This is a genomic window from Pseudomonadota bacterium, from assembly GCA_016195085.1.
Classification (GTDB): Bacteria; Pseudomonadota; Alphaproteobacteria; order SHVZ01; family SHVZ01; genus JACQAG01.
The window spans coordinates 1-21,832 of the sequence record JACQAG010000095.1 but is presented as its reverse complement, the minus strand read 5'-3'; the positions used below and the strand labels follow the sequence as shown (position 1 = coordinate 21,832).

15 protein-coding genes and 1 pseudogene are annotated in these 21,832 nt (G+C 67.2%); 13 read left to right on the top strand and 3 right to left on the bottom strand.

Annotated features, from left to right (window positions below; translation table 11 throughout):
• A partial coding sequence (locus tag HY058_22915) for a hypothetical protein (GenBank protein ID MBI3500154.1) occupies positions 1-1,504 on the top strand: 1,504 nt, incomplete at its 5' end.
• A gap of 1,251 nt (positions 1,505-2,755) precedes the next feature.
• Entirely contained in the window at positions 2,756-3,592 is an 837-nt protein-coding gene (pdxY, locus tag HY058_22910) for a pyridoxal kinase (protein ID MBI3500153.1), read from the top strand.
• On the opposite strand, the pseudogene HY058_22905 reads toward pdxY, so the two are convergent.
• Positions 3,593-4,624 (bottom strand): annotated as a pseudogene (locus HY058_22905) (aspartate-semialdehyde dehydrogenase).
• A 96-nt stretch (positions 4,625-4,720) separates the two neighbouring features.
• Between HY058_22905 and HY058_22900 the strand changes: the two are divergent.
• Entirely contained in the window at positions 4,721-5,071 is a 351-nt protein-coding gene (locus HY058_22900) for a DUF962 domain-containing protein (GenBank protein MBI3500152.1), read from the top strand.
• Here HY058_22900 and HY058_22895 read toward each other — a convergent pair.
• Positions 4,954-6,024 carry a YafY family transcriptional regulator gene (locus HY058_22895; GenBank protein MBI3500151.1) on the bottom strand — a complete coding sequence of 357 codons (1,071 nt, stop codon included), beginning with the start codon at positions 6,022-6,024 and terminating at the stop codon, positions 4,954-4,956. The genes HY058_22900 and HY058_22895 overlap by 118 nt on opposite strands.
• Positions 6,025-6,104: 80 nt before the next feature.
• Here HY058_22895 and HY058_22890 point away from each other — a divergent pair, with 80 nt between their 5' ends.
• The 10 genes from HY058_22890 to HY058_22845 all read left to right on the top strand — a co-directional run bounded on the left by HY058_22890 (position 6,105) and on the right by HY058_22845 (position 19,485).
• Positions 6,105-6,395, top strand: coding sequence for an antibiotic biosynthesis monooxygenase (locus tag HY058_22890; protein ID MBI3500150.1), 291 nt, complete (start codon positions 6,105-6,107; stop codon positions 6,393-6,395).
• A 311-nt stretch (positions 6,396-6,706) separates the two neighbouring features.
• Positions 6,707-7,327, top strand: coding sequence for an ANTAR domain-containing protein (locus HY058_22885; GenBank protein ID MBI3500149.1), 621 nt, complete (start codon positions 6,707-6,709; stop codon positions 7,325-7,327).
• A gap of 490 nt (positions 7,328-7,817) precedes the next feature.
• On the top strand, positions 7,818-9,059 hold the full coding sequence (locus HY058_22880) for an ABC transporter substrate-binding protein (protein MBI3500148.1): 1,242 nt from the start codon (positions 7,818-7,820) through the stop codon (positions 9,057-9,059).
• 61 nt (positions 9,060-9,120) lie between these two features.
• Positions 9,121-10,458 carry an ABC transporter substrate-binding protein gene (locus HY058_22875; protein MBI3500147.1) on the top strand — a complete coding sequence of 446 codons (1,338 nt, stop codon included), beginning with the start codon at positions 9,121-9,123 and terminating at the stop codon, positions 10,456-10,458.
• Between the two features lie 26 nt (positions 10,459-10,484).
• On the top strand, positions 10,485-11,378 hold the full coding sequence (gene ntrB / locus HY058_22870; GenBank protein ID MBI3500146.1) for a nitrate ABC transporter permease: 894 nt from the start codon (positions 10,485-10,487) through the stop codon (positions 11,376-11,378).
• Between the two features lie 64 nt (positions 11,379-11,442).
• Positions 11,443-12,186 (top strand): ABC transporter ATP-binding protein, encoded by a 744-nt coding sequence (locus HY058_22865; GenBank protein ID MBI3500145.1) that lies wholly within the window; start codon positions 11,443-11,445, stop codon positions 12,184-12,186.
• 11 nt (positions 12,187-12,197) lie between these two features.
• Positions 12,198-13,484, top strand: a complete 1,287-nt coding sequence (locus HY058_22860) for an NAD(P)/FAD-dependent oxidoreductase (GenBank protein ID MBI3500144.1) — start codon at positions 12,198-12,200, stop codon at positions 13,482-13,484.
• A complete protein-coding gene (locus HY058_22855) occupies positions 13,481-15,277 on the top strand; it encodes a NirA family protein (protein MBI3500143.1) in 1,797 nt (598 codons plus the stop codon). The genes HY058_22860 and HY058_22855 overlap by 4 nt, the downstream gene beginning before the upstream one ends.
• A gap of 5 nt (positions 15,278-15,282) precedes the next feature.
• A complete protein-coding gene (locus HY058_22850; protein MBI3500142.1) occupies positions 15,283-16,797 on the top strand; it encodes a sulfite reductase subunit alpha in 1,515 nt (504 codons plus the stop codon).
• Between the two features lie 18 nt (positions 16,798-16,815).
• Positions 16,816-19,485 carry a molybdopterin-dependent oxidoreductase gene (locus HY058_22845; GenBank protein ID MBI3500141.1) on the top strand — a complete coding sequence of 890 codons (2,670 nt, stop codon included), beginning with the start codon at positions 16,816-16,818 and terminating at the stop codon, positions 19,483-19,485.
• Between the two features lie 1,000 nt (positions 19,486-20,485).
• On the opposite strand, the gene leuB is transcribed toward HY058_22845, so the two are convergent.
• Complete coding sequence (gene leuB / locus HY058_22840) at positions 20,486-21,601, bottom strand: 3-isopropylmalate dehydrogenase (GenBank protein ID MBI3500140.1); 1,116 nt, start codon at positions 21,599-21,601, stop codon at positions 20,486-20,488.
• Positions 21,602-21,832: the final 231 nt, after the last annotated feature.

Here is a 21,832-nt window from a genome sequence, read left to right as displayed (position 1 = left end):
GGTGACGAGCAGTCCGGCGGGCATCAATTGCAGCGCCGGCACCTGCTCGGCGTCGTTCAACCAGGGCACGGCGGTCACGCTCACGGCCAGTCCGGGCGCCGGATCGACCTTCGCCGGCTGGAGCGGGGCCTGTTCCGGGGCCCTCGCTTCAACGGTCATCACCTTAAATGCCAACGCCTCCTGCACGGCCACCCTAACCGCCGCGACCAAGACCCTTGCGGTGACGATTGCAGGCAATGGCGCCGGCACGGTGACGAGTAGCCCGGCCGGAATCAACTGCAGCACGGGTCAATGCTCGGCGACGTTCGTGCAGGGCACATCCATCAGCTTGAGTGCCGCCGCCACCGGCGGGTCGGTCTTTGTCGGATGGTCGGGCGCCTGTTCTGGAAGCGCCGGCACCATCGGGGTTGTCGTCAACGCCGACATCGCGTGCACGGCTACGTTCGCGGTCGGCGGCAAGACGCTTTCGGTGAGCTTGGCCGGCCCTGGTCGTGGCACAGTGACCAGCACACCCGCCGGCATCAACTGCGCGCCGGGATCGGACCAGGGCTGCAGCGCCGGATTCGCCGGCGGCACTACCGTGACCCTGGCCGCCCGACCGGCGATCGGTTCAGGTTTTGTCGGCTGGAGCGGCGCTTGCGCGGCCACCGGTCAGGTTACGGCCGGTGTCACGCTGTCCACCGATGTGGCATGCACGGCGACATTCGGGCCGGGAACCGCGCGTCCGGAAACCGGCTGGTGGTGGAATCCGGGCGAGAGCGGACGCGGCTATAGCATCGAGGCGAGCGACGCGGGTGGATCGCTGCATGTGTACTTCGGCATGTATGCCTATACCGAGTCCGGTGCTGCGGTCTGGTATGTGGCGACCCTCCTGCTCGCTGCCGACGGCTCGGCGTTCAGCGGAACGCTGCTGCGCTACGACGGCGGCACGGGATTGTTGGATCCGTATCGGCCACCTGCCGACGGACGCGCGGTCGGCAAGGACGGGCGCGCCGTCCAAGTTGTGTTTGCGACGCCCGGAACGGGAACGATCATGCTGCCGCCGCCCGACGGCGTCCTGCCGGAGACATCGGTGGCGATTTCCCGCTTTGCTTTCGTCCCTGGAGGCCTCGACACCCCCCGCCCGACGGCGAGCGGCTTGCCCGAGGCCGGTTGGTGGTGGAACTCCTCACGGTCCGGCCAGGGCCTATTCATCGAGGTCCAGGCCGACAGCAGGGATACCGGCATGGTTTATCTGGCGGTGTTTCACTACCGCTTGAATGGCGCGCCGGTGTGGCAGTTCGGCTCGACCGGGGTGGTGCAGGTCGGAGGCGCTTGGTACGTGTTGGGGATGCCGCTTTGGGAGTGCGCCGGCGGGCCGTTTCTGGGTGCGATCGGACCGCGGCGCTTTGATTGTCAGGCCGCCGCGGTCGGGCCGGTCACCATGCAATTCGGCACCAATGGAACCCAAGGCGTTGTCAGCCTCAACGGCGTCGACCTCGCGATTCAGCGCTTCTCGTTCTAGCCGCAGAGACGTCATGGCGATGTGGATTGCGGGGACAAATCTTTTCCCTGACAGGGGCCCCGGCGCGTCGCCGCGACCGTCGTCGTCAAACCCGCGGATTCCCTGCGTCCGGCCCGGCCCGGGTCAGATTGTTGCCGGTGCTTGTAATAATATCTCAGTGGAAAACCCTGTGGGTAATCAGTTTATATTTGGATGATGTTTTTATGATGGAATATTAGTTGAGCTCTCGCGCCTTTATTTCTTGCGAGCGTCAAGAATTCGTGCCACCGTTTGGTCGGCACGTGGGAGCGTGCATGGGCGATGGGTTGGTCAGGGATCGGCCGCGCGGGGCAACTCGAGGCGGACGATTGGCGAGCCAGCGGCTCCTTCGGGAGCACCGGAGTCCATGCGGTCGGTGGTGTCCCAGGGTCCGGCTCCGTGCGCCGGGGGTCAAAAGCCCCATCAGGTGCGCGACGCTGGGCCCGCGGGTCGGGCCAGCACGATGGCGCCCATCCATGCCCGTCCACGCGGCGGCGTCCGACGCAGCGTGGATCGGTCGGTGCGGCTCTCCGCAAGGAGGGCACAGCAAGATCCGCAAAGTCGCGCCTCCGGGTCACACCGGGCGGCGCGGGTGAGCGAGGGAGGGTGGGAATACGCCGGGCGCGCAAGGCTTGATGCCCCTCGGGCAACCGGGGAGCGAGGGGACATCCTCGGGCGGCGGAGCGACGGCTTGGCCGCCAATCGATGGCGACGCATTCCCGGATCTCGTGGGCACGGCTCGGCCAGGGCTGGGCCCCGGGATCGGGACAGAAGGCGTCACCCGCCTCAGGTGCGAGGTGCCGGCTTCGCGAAGCTGGTGCTTCAGGCGGTGTCGGGGTCGTGTCTCGGATGGTTAGGGCCGCTCGAGGTCACGTTTGGATGGGTTCGCCCATCCCCCTGACGCCGCTCATCCTAGTGAAGCGGATTCCGATCCGCAACAACATGTTGTAGACGGCTTCAGCCCCTCCCACCACGGCTGCGGGAGGCGGGCGAAGTCGTCCCGTTTCGTTCCAAAACCGCCGGCCTGATTCGTTCCGAGGGTACCGAAGGTGAACACCGGGTGCCGTACGCCGGTCTCGCTTTTTGCGTCATCCGATACGCGAGCTCCTAGCGTGATGATTCCGAAGTTCGTCCACGCACTTAGGAATCTGAATCACACTAGATTCAATTGATTAGTGGCCCGCTTATCCCTGAAATTCGCTGACGAATTTCAGGGGCGGGACACGAGCGTCCATGGCGATCCTTTCCATCCAGTCCGCCGTCGTCTTCGGCCATGTCGGCAACAGTGTCGCCGCCCTGCCTCTGGAGCGCCTCGGCCATGAGGTTTGGCGGCTCGACACGGTGTGCTTCTCCAACCATCCCGGCCACGGCAAGTTCCGCGGCCGCGTGGTGCCGGCGGACGAGCTGGCAGCGCTCCTGGATGGTGTGGACGCGTTGGGCGTCATCGGCAAATGCCAGGGCGTGCTCACCGGATATTTGGGCGAGGCGGCGAATGCCGGTGTGGCGGCCGATGCGGTGACGCGGGCGAAGCGTGCCAATGCCGGCGTTCGCTATCTCTTGGATCCGGTGATCGGCGACGACCGCCGCACCTATGTGCGAGCCGGCGTGCCCGAAGCGATCCGGGCAGAGCTGCTGCCGCTCGCCGACATCGTCAAGCCCAACGCCTATGAGCTCGGGTACTTGACCGGTCGCAGCATCGACGGGCCGCAATCGGCCGTGCTGGCGGCGAAGGAGCTGCTGAGGCTGGGGCCCCGCGCGGTGGTGGTGACCGGACTCCGCGCCGATGATCGGATCGACATGCTCGCCGTCGCTGGAGACGGCGTCTGGCGGGTCAGCGCCAGGCTGTCGCCCAGGAGCTACAACGGCACCGGCGATCTGATCGCCGCCCTGCTGCTGGGCCACTACCTCGCGACCGGCTCGCTCGCCTCTTCCCTGCAGCTGGCCGCCTCGGGAGTGGCGGAGGCGATCCAAGCAACCGAAGCCTCGGGCGAGCGCGAGCTGACTTTGGTGCCTTCCCTCGAGCGCATCGTCGCCCCGCCGACGCTGCTCGCGATCGAACGGTTGGAGTAGCTAAGCGGCTTTGCCCTTGCTCAGATAGTCTTTGACCAGGGTCTCGGCGATCTGCACGGCGTTGAGGGCCGCGCCTTTGCGCAGATTGTCGCAGACGACCCAGAAGCTGAGCCCGTGCTTGACCGTGCGGTCGGCGCGGATGCGGCTCACGAAGACGGAATCCTCGCCGGCAGCCTCGGTCGGGGTGACGTAGCCCTCGTCCGCACGGTGGTCGACGACGGAAATGCCGGGGGCCTTGCGCAGCGCGCTCCGCGCCGTCTTCTCGTCGATCGCGTGCTCGAACTCGACATTCACCGCCTCGCCATGGCCGATGAACACCGGCACCCGCACGCAGGTCGCCACCACCTCGATGGACGCATCGAGGATCTTCTTGGTCTCGACCGCCATCTTCCATTCCTCTTTGGTCGAGCCGTCATCCATGAACACATCGATGTGGGGGATGACGTTGAAGGCGATCTGCTTGGTGAAGCGATCGGGTGTCACGGCGTCGTTCACATAGATGCCCCGGGTCTGGTTGAAGAGCTCGTCCATCGCCTCCTTGCCGGCACCCGAGGTCGATTGGTATGTCGCCACCACCACGCGCTTGATGCGCGCGATGTCGTGGAGCGGCTTCAAGGCCACCACCATCTGGATGGTCGAGCAGTTGGGATTGGCGATGATGTGGCGCTTGGCGTATCCGGCGATCGCTTGGCCGTTCACCTCCGGCACCACCAGCGGCACGTCGCGGTCCATGCGGAATTGCGAAGTGTTGTCGATCACCACGGCGCCGGCGCGCGCCGCCCGGGGCGCGAATCCCGCCGATACCTTGGCACCCGGCGAGGAGAGCACGATGTCGGTGCCCTTGAAATCGAAGTGCGCCAGATCCTGGACCCTGAGGTTATCGTCCTCGCCGAAGGAAACCTCGCCGCCGACCTAGCGCTCGGAGGCGAGCGCCACCACGTCGTCGACGGGGAACTCCCGCTCCGCCAGCGTCTTCAGCATCTCGCGGCCGACATTGCCGGTGGCGCCGACCACCGCGACCCTATAACCCATGGGCGAAGTCCCTATTTTTGAGCAAGCCCGGTTGACTTACGCTCGCACCACCTTGTTTGCAAGGACTCGAGCACCGGGAGAAGGAGCATCCTCCCCATGGCCCAGCGCATCGCCGCCTATGGGGAGTTCTGGCCGTTTTATCTCAGAGAGCATCGCCGTCCCTTGACCCGGGCGCTGCACTATCTCGGCACCGCTCTCGGTCTGCTGCTGCTGGCGCTCGCGGGCGCGTCCGGGGATTGGCGTCTGCTGCCGGCGTCCGCGGTCGCGGGCTATCTCTTCGCCTGGCTCGCCCATCTCATGGTCGAGCGCAACCGGCCGGCGACCTTCACTTATCCGTTGTGGTCGCTCGCGAGCGACTTCCGCATGTTCTGGCTCTTCGTCACTTTCCGTCTGGGCCGCGAGCTGGAGGCCGCCGGCGTCTTGGATCCGGCGGCGCCGTCGCGGTAGAGGCGCCAGAGATCCAGCGCCATCTCGGCGATGCGGTCTCGCAGTATCGGCGGCTCGAGCGCCTCCGCCTCCGCGCCGAGCCGGATGAGATCCGCCGCCGCCTGATCGATGGACTCGATCGGAATGACCGCGCGCACCCGCCCGTCCGCCTCGACCGGTCCCGCCGATGCAAAAGCGGCTTCGGCCACCGCCGAGCCCAGGAGATCGAGCTTGGCCAGCCCCGTGGGCGACAGGCGGAGCGTCGCCGTCGCGCGAAAGAGACCGCTCTCATAGGCGCTGGCGGCATCCGTCCAGAACCGCACCAGGTCGAAGTCCTTCGGGCGCTGGAAGCGGTCGTCGGTGAGGGAAAGCTGGAGAATGTTGGCGACGCGATAGGTGCGAATCTGCTCGCCTGCCTCGGCGACGAGGTACCAGATGCCGGCCTTGAGCACGAGGCCGAGGGGCTTCAGCCGGCGGGCGACCCAGCGCTCGCCGCGCTTGTAGCGCACCTCCAGACACATCTCGTTCCACACCGCCTTGGCGATGGTGGGCAGCAACAGGGCCTGATCCTTGCTCCGGAACCAACCGACGGGATCGAGATGGAAGCGGGCCGACACCCGGCGCGCGGTGGCGCGCGCCGACTCCGGCAAGGCAGCGGTCAATTTAAGCTGCGCGGTCGCCAGCACTTGGGCCAGCCCGAGCTCGGCGGCGGGCCCCGGCAGGCCCGCCAGGAACAGCGTCTCGGCCTCCGCCGGCGAAAGCCCGGCGAGCTTGGTGCGATAGCCATCCAGCAATTGAAATCCGCCGCCCGGCCCGCGATCGGCGTAGACCGGCACATTGGCCTGGCTCAGATGGTCGATGTCGCGATAGATCGTGCGCATCGAGACCTCGAACTCCCGGGCCAAGGCTTCGGCCGTCATCCGGCCCCGCGTCTGCAAGGTCATCAGGATCGACAAGAGCCGGCTCGCCCGCATGGCGGCGAGACTAGCAGGAATTCCTGACAGGGATTGGCAGCCTTCAGGGCGTAGAAGCGAGCGGGAGAAGGGAGAACCCGATGGAGCTCTTCATATTCGCCCGCTTCCATGCCCACCAGAGGCAGGAGGCCGCGGTCGCGGCGGCGCTCAGCGAGCAGGTCCCGGCAGTGCGGGCCGAGCTGGGTTGCTTGGCGATTGCAGCCTATCGTTCCGTCCGCGATCCCAGGCTGTTCTGGATCCACTCGCGCTGGATCGACGAGGCGGCGTTCGAGACCCATGCCGAACTGCCGCGCACCCTGCGCTTCCTAGGACGTGTACAGCCGCTGATCGATCATCCCCTGGATGTGACGCGGACGCACCCGATCACCTAGTGTCCCGCCGCAGAAATTCGTCAGCGAATTTCTGAGACAAGCGGGCCACTAATCTATTGAATCTAGTGTGATTCAGATTCCGAAGTTCGGATATGAACTTCGGAATCATCACACTAGGTGCGGCCTCGGCCGTGCCGGCCCCGCCGATGGCACAGGGATAGGCGATCCTTCGATTGCTGCGCTGCCTAAGGATTGGTCAGGCGCGAAATAGCCAGCAATCTTAGGATCCGCGGGCAGCCTGCGTTCGGAACCCTGGTCCATTTATTGCACTGCACAATGGTTCCATGGCGCCCGACGCAGGTTGTCCCTCGATGTCCGTCGATTCGAATGCCGCGGATAAACCGCTACCGGCGTTGCGGGTGCTGCTCGTCGACGAGGATCCGGCGCGCGCCAAGATCGTGGAGGAAAGCCTCGTCGAAGCCGGCTGCCGCATCGCCGCCGTGGCGCGGCCGGAGGATGACTTGGTCGAGCGGGTGAAGGCGTCGGCACCGGACGTCATCATCGTCGACATGGACTCGCCCAGCCGCGACACCTTGGAGAGCTTGCGTGCAATCAGCCGCGAGGTGCCGCGACCCATCGTCATGTTCGTCGACACCTCCGATACGAAGATGATCGAAGAGGCCATATCGGCCGGGGTCAGCGCCTATGTGGTCGACGGGCTCAGCAGCCGTCGCGTCAAGCCGGTGCTCGATGTCGCCATCGCCCGCTTCAAGGAGTTCCAGGCACTGCGTCAGGAGCTGGAAAAGACCAAGACCAGCCTCAAGGAGCGCCGCGTCATCGAACGCGCCAAAGGTCTTCTCATGGACGAGAAGCGCATGTCCGAAGAGGATGCGTATCGGACCTTGCGCAAGCTCGCGATGGACCAGAACAAGCGACTGGTCGACGTGGCCGAGGCGCTCATCACTTACGCTCAGCTTCTGCACAAGCGATAGCGATGGGAGTGCCGCGGAATTAGTCGCGGACGCGCCGCCATTGCTCGATCCGTAGGCGTGCGGCGCCGCCGCCGATACCTCCCCGCGACCCCCCAGAACACTGAAAACATCGTATTAACAATTAGTTAGACCGTTCCACCGGACCCTGGCACGGGCTTTGCTGCAGTGCAACCGGGATTTCACGAGCCCGCCGCAGGATCGGCAGGGCTCGTCCGAGCGGCCAACGGCGGAACGGCTCGGATCCCAAACAAGGCAAATGGGCTGCGCCAACGGCGGTGCGGCACGGGGACAAGGATGTCCATCCACGAGCAGACACGGCTCGCGGGCTGGGCATGGTTTTGCGCTGGCGGAAACCGATCGGTGCCGCCGCGGGGTTCACAGCTTTGCAGTCGAGGTCGAGAGCGCAATGCAGAGACAAGGTCGTCGAAAGTCGTCACCGGCAGAAGCCAACCAAGCGCCGTCGCCAGGCGATCGCCTGGAAACGAAGCAGGTGCGGCTCGGTTTCGTGCCGCTCACCGATTGCGCGCCGCTGGCGGTTGCTGAAGCGCGCGGATTCTTCCGCAAATGGGGCATCGAGGCGACCCTGACGCGCGAGGCGTCGTGGGCGAATGTGCGCGACAAGGTCGCCTTCGGGGCGCTCGACGGGGGCCACATGCTGGCGGCGATGCCGATCGCCGCCAGCCTTGGTCTCGGCGGCATCAAGACGCCGATGATCACCGCCTTGAACCTCGGCCTCAACGGCAACGCCGTGACGCTGTCGGTGGAGCTGTGGCAGCTGCTGGCGAGCGCGGTGCCGGAAGCGGCCGCCGACCACCGGCTGACCGCGTTCGCGCTGAAGCGCGTCCTCGAGCGCCGGAAATCCGCAGGCGCGCCGCCGCTCGGCTTCGCCGTGACCTTTCCCTATGCCTCCCACAATTACCTGTTGCGCTACTGGCTCGCCGCGGCGGGCATCGACCCGGATCGCGACATAAGGCTCTCGGTGGTGCCGCCGCCGATGATGGTCGCTCACCTCATGGCCCGACGCATCGACGGCTTCTGCGTGGGCGAGCCCTGGAACCGGCGCGCGGTCGAGCTCGGCATCGGCCGCATCGCGCTCACCAGCTACGAGATCTGGAACAATCATCCGGAAAAGGTCTTGGGCGTCTCGGCCGGCTGGGCCGAGCGGCATCCCGACACCCACCAGGCGCTCATCTCCGCCCTCGCCGAGGCGCAATGCTGGGCCGACGATCCGGGCAATCGCTGGGAGGTCGCCCGCATCCTGACCAGCGGCCGCTACGTCGACCTGCCCGAGGACATCGTCGCGCTCTCGCTCACCGGCGGGCTTTGCCGCGCGCAGAACGAGCCCCCTGAGGCAGTGCCTGACTTCCACGTCTTCCACCGCAATGCCGCCGGCTTTCCCTGGCTCTCCCATGCCGAGTGGACGCTGACGCAGATGCGCCGCTGGGGCCAGCTCGACCCGGCGGTCGACATCGCGGCGACGGCGGCAGCGGTGTATCGCCCCGATCTCTACCGCGGCGTGGCGGCGGGCTTGGGTCTCAATTGCCCGAAAGCCGACCGCAAGCGCGAAGGCGAGCATGCCCGCCCGTGGGCGCTCGAAGGCGCCGCCGGACCGCTCGCCATGGGTCCGGACGAATTCGTCGACGGCCGCGTCTTCGATCCTTGCGACCTCGAGCGCTACGCGGCGGAGCCGCCGTTGCGGCAGCCGCCATCCTCGCAGCGCTGGAGCGTGTGAACCAATGCCCTTCCAAGACACCCCCATTCCCTTCCAAGACACCACCGACGAGGAACCCAACATGCGCCGTTCGAAGCCAACGACCGGTTCGCCGATCCCAGCCGAAGGCCGGCCGACGCGCCGCGAGCTCATCGCCGGCGGAGCCGGGATCGCCGGCACCGCCGCGCTCATCTCCGCGTTGCGCGCGGCATTCCCCGCCGGCGCGTTCGCCCAAGGGACCGGCCCGGAGATCAAGAAGGCCACCTTCGGCTATATCGCGCTCACCGACTCGGCGCCGCTCATCATCGCCAAGGAGAAAGGCTTCTACGCCAAATACGGCATGCCCGATATCGAGGTGGCGAAGCAGGCATCCTGGGGTACGACCCGCGACAACATCGTGCTCGGCTCCGACAAGGGCGGCATCGACGGCGCCCATATCCTGACGCCGTTCCCCTATCTCATCACCACCGGCGCCGTCACCCAGAACAACCAGCCCGTGCCGATGTACATCCTGGCGCGGCTCAATCTCGACGGCCAGGGCATCTCGGTGGCGAAGACCCATCTCGCCACCGGCGCCAAGCTCGATTCGGCGCCGCTCAGCGCCGCGTTCAAGAAAATGAGCGCCGCCGGCGCCGAGGTGAAATGCGCCATGACCTTTCCGGGCGGGACGCATGACGTCTGGCTTCGCTATTGGCTTGCCGCCGGCGGCATCGATCCCAACAAGGACGCGCAGGTCATCGTCGTGCCGCCGCCGCAGATGGTGGCGAACATGAAGGTCGGCACCATGGAGGCGTTCTGCGTCGGCGAGCCGTGGAACGCACAATTGGTGAACCAGGGGCTCGGCTATACCGCGCTCACCACGGGCGAGCTGTGGAACAAGCACCCGGAGAAGAGCTTCGCGGTCAGGGCCGATTGGGCGGACAAGAACCCGAAGGCGGCGCTCGCCGCCCTCATGGCGGTCGAGGAAGCGCAGATTTGGTGCGACAAGGACGAGAACAAGGAGGAGATGTGCCAGATCGTCGGCCGCCGCTCCTGGTTCAACGTGCCGGTCGAGGACATCGTCGGCCGCGCCCGGGGCACCTTCGTCTACGGTGACGGCCGCGAGGTGAAGGCGAGCCCGCACCTGATGAAGTTCTGGCGGGATCACGCCTCCTATCCCTTCCAGAGCCACGAGCTCTGGTTTCTGACCGAGGACATCCGCTGGGGTTATCTGCCGCCTGCGACCGACACGAAGGCGCTCATCAAGAAGGTGAACCGCGAAGATCTCTGGCGCGAGGCGGCAAAGGCCATCGGCGTCCCTGCCGCGGACATCCCGGCCGGCACCTCGCGCGGCAAGGAGACGTTCTTCGACGGCAAGGTCTTCGACCCGGAGAACCCGCAGGCCTATCTCGATAGCCTCGCGATCAAGAGGATCGTATGAGCCGCCTTGCCGCCAGCAGCAAGGATATGGCCGAGCCGGTCCGATCCCCGAGCGCCTTCGAGCCGGCCGCTGCACTCTCCGCCGAGGTGGTGATGCTGAAGCTGCCGCGCTCGCCACTCGGTGACCGGGTCGCCTCGGCCTTGCGCGAAACCGGCAATCGGCTGCTGCCGCCGTTGATCATGATCGGCGTGCTGCTCGCTCTCTGGCAAGTGCTGTGCTCGCAGGCGGGAGCCACGCTGCCGCCACCGAGCACAGTGGTGCAGAAATCCTGGGAGCTGATCAGCAATCCCTTCTTCGACCGCGGCGGTCTCGACAAAGGTTTGTTCTGGCACATCATCGCCAGCCTGCGCCGTGTTGCCGTCGGCTACCTGCTGGCGGCGATCATCGGCATCGCATTGGGCGTGCTGATCGGGCAGAGCACCTGGGCCTTGCGCGGGCTCGATCCGATCTTCCAAGTCCTGCGCACGGTGCCGCCGCTCGCCTGGCTGCCGCTGTCGCTGGCCGCCTTCCGCGAGGGCACGCCCTCGGCGATCTTCGTGATCTTCATCACCTCGGTCTGGCCGATCATCATCAACACCTCGGTCGGCGTCAGGAACATTCCCCAGGACTACACCAACGTTGCGCGCGTCATCCGGCTTTCGGGTCCGGAATATTTCTGGAAGATCATGCTGCCGGCGACCGTTCCCTACATCTTCACCGGCCTCAAGATCGGCATCGGGCTCTCCTGGCTCGCCATCGTCGCCGCCGAGATGCTGATCGGCGGCGTCGGCATCGGCTTCTTCATTTGGGATGCGTGGAACAGCTCGCTCATCGGCGACATCATCGTGGCGCTCATCTATGTCGGCCTGGTCGGCTTCGTGCTCGACCGGATGATCGCGCTCCTGGGCGCGCTGATCTCGCGCGGCACGTCGGCGAACTGAGGAGGAAACCGTGACCAGCTATCTCAGCATCGAGGGCGTGGGCAAGACCTTCACCCGGGGTGCCATGACGACCGAGGTCCTCAGCAACGTCACGCTCAAGATCGACCGCGGCGAATTCATCTCCATCATCGGCCATTCCGGCTGCGGCAAGTCGACCTTGCTCAACATCGTGGCCGGGCTCGTCGAGGCGAGTCTCGGCGTCGTCCTGCTCGAGGGCAAGGTGGTCGATGCGCCGGGGCCCGACCGCGCCGTGGTGTTCCAAAATCACGCGCTCCTGCCCTGGCTCACCGTCTACGAGAACGTCCGCCTCGCCGTCGACAAGGTCCTGCGCCAGCAAGCGAGGGCGGTCCGCCACGACTGGGTCATGCACAATCTCGAGCTCGTGCAGATGGCCCAGGCGAAGGACCAGCGGCCGGGCGAGATCTCCGGCGGCATGAAGCAGCGCGTCGGCCTGGCCCGCGCCTTGGCGATGGAGCCGAAGGTGCTGCTCCTGGATGAGCCCTTCGGCGCGCTGGATGCCCTCACGCGCTCGCACCTACAGGACTCGGTCATGGAAATCCACGAGAAGCTCGGCAACACCGTGCTGATGATCACCCATGACGTGGATGAGGCGGTGCTGCTTTCCGACCGCATCGTGATGATGAGCAATGGCCCCGGGGCGGGGATCGGCGCGTTGCGGGAGGTCGGGCTGCCGCGGCCGCGGCGGCGGCTCGAGCTCGCTTCCGATGCGACCTATTTGCGCTGCCGGGCCGCGGTCATGGAGTTCCTCTATGCCCGTTATCGCCGGCCCGGTCTGCACGCGGCCTAGAGGGGGTGCGGGTGGACGGCATGGAAGCAAGGGCGCGCCTGGTCGTCGTCGGCAACGGCATGGCCGGCGCGCGGCTGGTGGAGGATCTCTTGGCCGCCGCCCCCGGACGCTTCGCCATTACGGTGATCGGCGCCGAGGCCGGCGGCAGCTACAACCGCATCCTGCTCTCCGCCGTGCTCGCCGGCGACCGCGAGCGTCACGACATCGTCACCCACGATGCTGCCTGGTATGCCGCCCGCGGCGTTTTGCTGCGCTCGGCCGAGACGGCGACGGCGATCGACCGGACTGAGGGCCTGGTGCGGACCGACCGCGATGCCGCTGTCCCCTATGACCTTCTGGTGCTGGCGACCGGCTCCACCCCGGTCATGCTCCCCATCCCCGGAGCCGATCTCGCCGGTGTCGTCGCCTTTCGCGATCTCGCCGATGTCGAGCGCATGATCGCCGCCGCCGCCGCCGGAACGCGCGCGATCGTCATCGGCGGCGGGCTCCTGGGCCTGGAAGCGGCCGACGGACTCAGGCGCCGCGGCATGGCGGTGACGGTCGTCCACCTCATGCCCTGGATCATGGAACGGCAGCTCGACCGCCGCGCGGCCGACATGCTGAAAGCCTCTCTCATCCGGCGCGGCATCCGGTTCGTCATGCCGGCGGAAACCGCGGCGATCCTCGGCCGGGGGCGGGCTACCGGCATTCGCCTCGGCGATGGACGGACGCTGCCGGCCGATCTTGTGGTGATGGGCGTGGGGATCCGCGCCAATACCGCGCTGGCGCTGGCGGCAGGCCTCGATTGCCGCAAGGGGGTGGTGGTGGACGATCGTCTGCAGACCTCCGATCCCCGCATTTACGCGCTCGGCGAGTGCATCGAGCATCAGGGCCGCGTCTACGGTCTCGTTGGCCCGATCTGGGAACAATCGCGGATCCTGGCCAAACATCTGGCCGGCGTGCGCGATGCCGCCTACCGTGGCTCGATCGCCACGGCCAGCCTCAAGATCGCCGGCATCGATACCTATTCTCTGGGCGATCTCGATGCCACCGACGGCGCCGAGGAGATCCTCCTCGACGACGCGGCCCGCGGCGTCTACCGCAAGCTCGTGCTTTCGGCCGGCCGTCTGCAGGGTGCCGTGCTCTATGGCGATATCAGCGATGCCGGCTGGTATGCCGAGCTGGTGCGCCAGAACCGGCCGATCGAGGCATGGCGCCATGACCTCATCTTCGGTCGCCAGCTCGCCGAGAGAGGCGGCCGCGGCGGCGGCGATGAACGTCCCGCTGCCGCCCTGCCGATGGCGGCGGCGGTCCCATGACCGGCAGCTTCGACTTCACCGAGGAGCAGAAGCGCTATCTCGAGGGCTTCGCCAGCGGCGTCGAGGCGCGCCGCGGCGCCCACGCGCTGGCGCCCATGCTCGGAACGCACGGCAACGGTGCCGCGGCACCCTCCGGGCCGGAGTCGATCCACCATGCCGCGCAAGCCCGCGTGCTGGCCGATGGCAAGCGGCTCACGGCGGAAGAGCGGGCGAAGCGCGACAAGAATCCTTTCGATCTCTGGGACGAGATCGCGGCCAATGCCAAGACCGGTCGCTTTCCCAAGGGCACCGACGTCTTCCTGCACAAGTTCCATGGGCTCTTCTACGTCGCCCCGGCTCAAGACTCCTTCATGTGCCGATTGCGCATGCCCGGCGGCATCCTCAATGCCCATCAGCTCCGCGGCGTCGCCGACATCGCCCAGCGCTTCGGCGGCCGCTATGCCGACGTCACCACGCGCGCCAACCTGCAGATCCGCGAGATCGCCGTCGGCGCGGCTCCTGCCGTGCTCATGGCCATCCAAGAGCTGGGCCTGACCTCGCGGGGTGCGGGCGCCGACAACATTCGCAACATCACCGGCAGCCCCACGGCGGGAATCGACCCGCAAGAGCTCATCGACACGCGCGAGCTCTCCCGCGCGCTGCACCACTACATCCTGAACCACCGCGAGATGTACGGCTTGCCCAGGAAGTTCAACATCGCCTTCGACGGCGGCGGGCAAGTATCGGTCCTGGAGGACACCAACGACATCGCCTTTGCCGCGTGTAGGCTCACCGACGCCAAGGTGGCCGCTCCCGGCGTGTATTTCCGTTTGGGCCTCGGCGGCATCACCGGCCACGGCGACTTCGCCAAGGACACCGGCGTCGTCGTCGCGCCCGAGGAGTGCGTCGCCGTCGCGGCCGCGGTGGTGCGGGTATTCATCGAGCATGGCGACCGCAGCGACCGCAAGCGCGCGCGCCTCAAATACCTGCTCGATGCCTGGGGAATCGAGCGCTTCATGGCGGAGACCGAGAAGCGGCTGCCATTCCCATGGAGGAGGGCGCCCGCCGCCGCGTTCGAGCCACGGCCGCCGATCCTGAAGCACGGCCATATCGGCATCCACCGCCAATCTGAGGACGGCCTCTCCTATATCGGCGTCGCCCTGCCCGTCGGCCGCCTCAGCGTGGCCCAGATGCAGGCACTCGCCGACATCGCCGATGAGCACGGCAGCGGTACCATCCGACTGACGGTCTGGCAGAACCTGTTGATCTCCGACATTCCCGAAGCGGCACTGGGAGCAGCCAAGCAGCACCTGGAAGCGGCGGGACTCACTTGGTCCGCCAGCTCCATCCGCAGCGCGCTCGTCGCTTGCACCGGCAATACCGGCTGCAAGTTCTCGGCGACCAACACCAAAGGTCAGGCGCTGGCGCTGGCAGATCATTTGGAGGCGCGCGTCGCTCTCGATCAGCCCGTCAACATCCATCTGACGGGGTGCCCCAATTCCTGTGCGCAGCACGCCGTCGCCGACATCGGTCTCCTCGGCGTCAAGGTGGCCGAGGGCGAGGACTTGGTCGAGGGCTATCACATCTTCGTCGGCGGTGCTGCCGGCGCCGAGCAGCGCATCGCCCGCGAGCTCTGGCCGTCCGTCCCCTTCGCTCTGGTGCTCGGCCGGATCGAAGGGATGCTCCGGGCCTATGTCGAGCACCGCAGCCAGCCCGGCGAAAGCTTTCAAGCCTTCGTCGCCCGCCACGATTTGGCGGCACTCCGCCGCCTGTTCGAAGCCGCCGCAGCGTCGCCCGGCGCGGAGGCCGCGTGACCGGGATTCCGCTCATTCCCGAGTCGGCGCCGTTCACCACGACGCAGCGCGCCTGGCTGAATGGCTTCTTCGCCGGATTGCTGTCGGGCGAGGTGTTGCCCGCCCAACCTTCCCAACCGGATGCCGAGGAATTTCCCTGGCACGATCCGACGCTCGCCATCGCCGAACGCTTGGCGCTCGCCGAGGGCAAGCCGCCGGCACGCATGCTGATGGCGGCGATGGCGCAGCTCGACTGCGGTCAGTGCGGCTATCTCTGCCAGAGCTATGGCGAGGCGTTGGCGGCCGGCTCCGAGAAGAATCTCGGGCTCTGCGCGCCCGGCGGACGCGAGACCCAGCGCATGCTGCGCAAGCTGATCGGCGAGGCCGTACCCGCCGGTCCCGGCCCGGTCGTGTCGGCAGCGCCGACGGCAACCGCGGCGCCGATCCGCTTCGAATGGACGCGGCGGCTCAACCACGAGGCCTCGGCAAAGGATACGCGCCACGTAGTCCTGCATCTGAACGGCAGCGCGCTCGACTACGAGGTCGGCGACAGCCTCGGTCTCTTTGCGGCGAATTGTCCTGAGCTGGTGGCCGATACCGTAGCCGCAATCGGCGTGGCGCCATGCGCAGAGGTGGATTGCCCCGACGGGGTGCGTCGTCCTTTGATCGAGGCGCTCGCCAGCGCCTTCGACATCGCGCGGCCGAGCGATGCGGTGATCGAGCTCATGAAGGCCTATGCAAGCGAGCCGGAGGAAGCAAGGGGGTTGGCGCGGCTCGCCGAGGGCTTGGAGCCGGCGAGCATCGAGGACCCCGATCTCCTCGACCTGCTGCGCGCGTTTCCCTCGGCAAGGCCGCCGCTCACCGAGCTGACCTCAGCGCTGACACCCTTGCGGCCGCGGCTCTATTCGATCGCCTCATCGCCGAAGGCGCATGCGGGCGAGGTCCACCTCACCGTTGCGGTGGTGCGCTACCAGCGCAATGGGCGGCGGCGCAAGGGTGTCGCGTCGACATACTTGGCCGAGCGCGCCATCGGCGGCGGCGAGCTTGGCGCCTATGTGCAGCCCTCCCATGGCTTCCGCCTGCCCGCCGATCCCGCCACCCCCATCATCATGATCGGACCGGGCACCGGCGTGGCGCCGTTCCGGGCCTTTCTGCAGGAGCGCCGCGCCGTGGGCGCCAGCGGCCGCAATTGGCTGCTTTTCGGCGATCAGCACAGCGCCCTCGACTTCCTCTATCGCGAGGAGATCGAAGCCTGGCGGCGGGACGGGTTGCTGACCTCGCTGGACACCGCCTTTTCGCGCGATCAGCCGAAAAAGCTCTACGTGCAGCACCGAATGTCCGAGAGCGCCACCGCCCTCTGGGCCTGGCTCGAGGAAGGGGCGCACGTCTATGTCTGCGGTGATGCGAAGCGTATGGCCCGCGACGTCGATCGGGCCCTGGGCGCGATCGTCGCCAGCCAGGGGGGCATGTCCGAGGAGAAGGCGAAATCCTTCCTCGCCGGCCTCGTCCGCGACAAGCGCTATCAGCGCGACGTGTACTGAACGGATAAGGGACAAGGGATGCGCCGAGCGAACGCCACGCGCACGACCTGCCCCTATTGCGGCGTCGGCTGCGGCATCCTCGCCTCGGCGGCGGAAGGGGGCGGCATCGTCGTTGCCGGCGACGAGGAGCATCCGGCGAACCACGGCCGGCTTTGCTCGAAGGGTGCGGCACTGGCGGAGACCTTGTCCCTGGAAGGAAGACTGCTCCATCCGGAGCTGCATGGAAGATGCGTCGACTGGGATACCGCGCTGGCCGAGGTGGCAGGCGGCATCGGTCGCGCGATCGGGGAGCACGGAGCGGACTCGGTCGGCTTCTACGTCTCCGGCCAATTGCTGACCGAGGACTATTACGTCGCCAACAAGCTGATGAAAGGCTTCCTTGGCAGCGCCAACATCGACACGAATTCGCGGCTGTGCATGGCCTCCTCGGTTGCCGGCCACCGCCGCGCCTTCGGCGCCGACACGGTTCCCGGCACCTACGAGGATTTGGAGCTGGCGAATGTCGTGGTGCTCGTCGGCTCGAATCTGGCCTGGTGCCACCCGGTGCTCTACCAGCGCTTGGCGGCGGCCAAGGCAAGGCGTCCGGAGCTGACCGTCGTCAACATCGATCCCAGACGAACCGCAAGCTGCGACATCGCCGATCTGCATCTGGCGATCCGGCCGGGCACCGATGTGCTGCTGTTCAACGGCCTCCTGGTGGCGCTGGTCGATGCCGGCAAGGCCAAGCCCGGCTTCCTCACCGCCGTTGCGGGTTACGAGGAGGCGCTGGCGGTCGCACGCGCCTCGGCCTCCAATGCCGCCCTCGTCGCCGAGTCGTGCGGGCTTCGCGAAGCCGAGCTCCATTGCTTCTATTCGATGTTTGCCGCGACCGACCGCGTCGTCACCGTCTACTCCCAAGGCGTCAATCAATCCTCCAGCGGCAGCGACAAGGTCAACGCCATCATCAATTGCCATTTGCTGACCGGCCGCATTGGAACTCCGGGCAGCGGACCGTTCTCGGTGACCGGGCAGCCCAATGCCATGGGAGGCCGCGAGGTCGGCGCTCTTGCCAACCAGCTCGCCGCGCATATGGACTTCGAGCCGGAGCAGGTGGAGCGCGTTCGCCGCTTCTGGAAAGCACCTGCCATTGCGCTGAAACCCGGCCTCAAGGCGGCGGAGATGTTCGATGCCGTGGCCACGGGACGGATCAAGGTGCTGTGGATCATGGCGACGAACCCCGCGGTGAGCATGCCCGACAGCGACAGCGTGCGCCGGGCGCTCGCCGGCTGCGAGCTCGTCGTCGTCTCCGACTGCATGCGCAGGACCGACACGGCTTCCTACGCCCATGTGCTGCTGCCGGCCCTGGCCTGGGGCGAGAAGGACGGCACGGTCACCAATTCCGAACGGCGGATCTCACGCCAGCGCACCTTCATGCCGGCGCCCGGCGAGGCGAGGCCGGATTGGTGGATCATCGCCGAAGTCGCCCGACGCTTGGGTTTCGCCGAGAGCTTTGCCTACCGGTCGCCGGCCGAGGTATTCCGCGAGCATGCAGCCTTGTCGGCATTCGAAAATGCCGGATCCAGGGACTTCGATTTGGGGGCGCTCGCCTCTCTGGACGATGCCGGCTACGCGAGGCTGGAGCCGGTGCGCTGGCCGGTGCCGGCCGAGCCCGAGCGACGCCGCGAGCGATTTTTCGCCGATGGCCGGTTCTATACGGAAGATGGCCGCGCCCGCCTGGTGCCCACACCACCGGTGCCGCCTCGGCACGAGCCGGATGCGGCATTCCCCTTGGCGCTCAACACCGGCCGGATCCGCGACCAGTGGCACACGATGACGCGGACCGGCCGGTCGCCGCGGCTCAGCCGGCACGCTCCCGGCCCGATCGTCGATGTGCACGCCTCCGACGCGGCCGCCGCCGGGATCGCCAGCGGCGACCTCGCGCGGATCGAGAGCCGGTGGGGACGCTGCAGCGCCCGGGTCAGGATCGATCCGGGACAGCGCCCGGGCGTGATTTTCGCCCCCATGCATTGGACCGACCAGTTCAGCCGTGAGGGTTGCGTCAATGCCGCCGTCAACCCCGTCTACGATCCGGTTTCCGGGCAGCCTGAACTCAAGCACACGCCGGTTCGGCTGTCCCGATTTCCGGCGCGCTGGCAGGCCATCCTGCTGGCGCTGGAACCCCTCGATGCGTCACCACACGAATACGCGGTCATCACCGCGCGCGAGGGGTTCTGGCGGCATGAGCTTGCCGGCAGCACGGCGCCGGCGGAAGGCTGGGCTTTGCTCACCGGCATTCTCCGCTCGAAGGGCGGCGGCGAATGGATCGAATACAACGACGCCGGCGCCGGACAACACCGCGGCGCATCGATCCAGGAGGGCCGGCTCGCCGCCTGCGCCTTCCTGGCACCGGACTCGTTTCTGCCGGACGAGGATTGGCTCGCCACGATGTTCGAGGCGCCGTCCTTGGAAGCAACCGACCGGCGCTTCCTGCTTGCCGCCCGGCCGGCTTCCCCCGGCGCCGATACCGGCCCGACGATTTGCGCCTGCTTCGCCGTCGGCCGCGAGACCATCTTGCGCGCCGCGGCGACCGGGGGCTTCAACACCACCGAGGCGGTCGGCCGCGCGCTTGGCGCCGGCACCAGCTGCGGCTCCTGCCTGCCGGAGATCCGCGGTCTGCTCGCCTCCCTCGGCAACGCGGCACCGGCATGACACGCTACTTCCCGATCTTCCTCGACCTCGAGAACCGGCTGGCCGTCGTCGTCGGCGGCAACGCGGTCGCCTGGCGCAAGGCCAAGCTCCTCATCGGGGCTGGAGCCCGCATCCGCGTGGTGGCGCCGCGGCTCGACCCGGATTTCAGCCGCTGGCTCATCCGCGAGCAGGGCGAGCATCGCGCCTCGGCATTCGTTCCAGCCGATCTCGATGGCTCGGTGCTGGCGATTGCGGCGACGGGTGAGGAGACCGGCGATGCCGCCGTAGCCGAGGCCGCGCGCGCCCGCTTCCTGCCGGTCAACGCGGTCGATCGTCCAGCACTTTGCAGCTTCATCATGCCGGCTGTCGTCGATCGCTCGCCGCTGGTCGTGGCGATTTCCAGCGGCGGCACCTCCCCGGTGCTGACGCAGCTCGTCAAGATGCGCATCGAAAGCATGCTCCCCGGCGCGCTCGGCCAGCTCGCCGCCTTCGCCGGAGCGTTGCGCAACGACGTCAGGCGACGGCTCAGCGATGCGGCGGCGCGCCGCCGCTTCTGGGTTGCCATCTTCAGCGGCCCCGTCGCCGAGCTTATCTCAGCCGGACGATGGACCGAGGGCCTTCAGCTCCTCAGGCGGCAGCTGGATCGCTCTTGCGCCGGTCGGCCCGGTCCACCCATGGGCATGGTCCACTATGTCGAGGATGCGCTGGGGGAGATCGACCACCTGACGCTGAAGGCTCTCCGCCTGCTGCAAGAGGCCGAAATCGTCGTCCATGACGAGACCGCCGCCCCGGCGGTTCTGGCCTTGGCGCGGAGCGAGGCTCGGCGAATCCCGGCCGATCTCGACGCAACCGAACGGCTGGTCGCTCTGGCGGGAGAAGGGGCCAGGGTCGTTCGCCTCATCGGCACCAGCGCTCTCGCCCGCTCCCGACGGGAAGCCGAGCAGGACGCCCTCATCGCACACGGCATCGAGTTCGGGCAGGCACCGTCGACCGCGCTCGCATGCGAACCGGAAGCGGAGCCCTACCTGGCGAGCCGGTCGAGCTCGCCCAGGACCGCATCGCCCATCGCCTTGGTCGAGACCGGCGTCTTGCCTTTGGCGGCGATGTCGGCGGTGCGCTTGCCTGAGGCCAGCACGTTCTTGACCGCCTTCTCGACCAAATCCGCGTCCTCGGGCAGATCGAAGGAATAGCGGAGCAGCATGGCGAAGCTCAGGAGCTCAGCTAGAGGATTGGCGATGCCCTTGCCGGCGATGTCGGGCGCCGAGCCATGCACCGGCTCGTAGAGCGCGTGGCGCTTGCCCGATCTGGGATCGAGCGCGCCCAGCGAGGCCGAGGGCAGCATGCCGAGCGAGCCCGTCAGCATGGCCGCGCAGTCGGACAGCATGTCGCCGAATAGGTTATCGGTGACGATCACGTCGAACTGCAGCGGGTTGCGCACGAGCTGCATGGCGCAATTGTCGGCGTACATGTGCTCGAGCCCGACATTTCCGAACTCGGCCTGATGCAGCTTGGTCACGGTCTCGCGCCAGAGCACCCCGGTCATCATCACATTGGCCTTATCGACCGAGTGCACCTTGTTGCGGCGCTTCTTCGCCAGCTCGAAGCCGACCCTGGCGATGCGCTCGATCTCGGGCGTGGTGTAGACCTGGGTGTCGAGGCCGCGCTTGGTCCCGTCGGGCCGGGTCTCGATGCCCCTGGGCTGGCCGAAATAGACGCCGCCGGTGAGCTCGCGCAAGACCATGATGTCGCAGCCCTTGATCACCTCGGGCTTGAGGGTGGAGGCATCGATGAGCGCCTCGAAGACCGTCGCCGGCCGGAGATTGGCGAAGAGGTCCATCTCCTTCCTCAGCTTCAGGAGACCGCGCTCGGGCTTCTTCTCGAAGGCGAGCGAATCCCATTTCGGTCCGCCGACCGAGCCGAACAGGATGGCATCGGCGGCGACCGCATCGGCCAAGGTCTTGTCGGTCAAGGGCGTGTCATGGGCATCCAAGGAGGCGCCGCCAACCAGACCCTCGGCCAAATCGAAGGTGATCGCGCGGTTCTTGTCGAACCAGCCGACGACGCGGCGTACCTCGGCCATGACCTCGGGGCCGATGCCGTCGCCCGGCAGGACGTAGAGCTTCTTGTTCGCCGCCATCGTTTGTTGGTTCCGCTTTGGAAGGTGCGCCGATTGTCTCCGGCGCCGGTTGTTGGGTAGTGCGAACTCCGGTGACGTGGAATCCCCCTCACCCGTCGGGGACGTCCGCGCCGGATCCTTCCGGCGCGGGCGTTGGGGACGGGAGGATCCGTCCCCAACCGTCCCGACCGGGTAAGGCGTGGCTGGCGCCACGCCAACCCTTCGCAACCCTCTCCCCCACTGGGGGAGAGG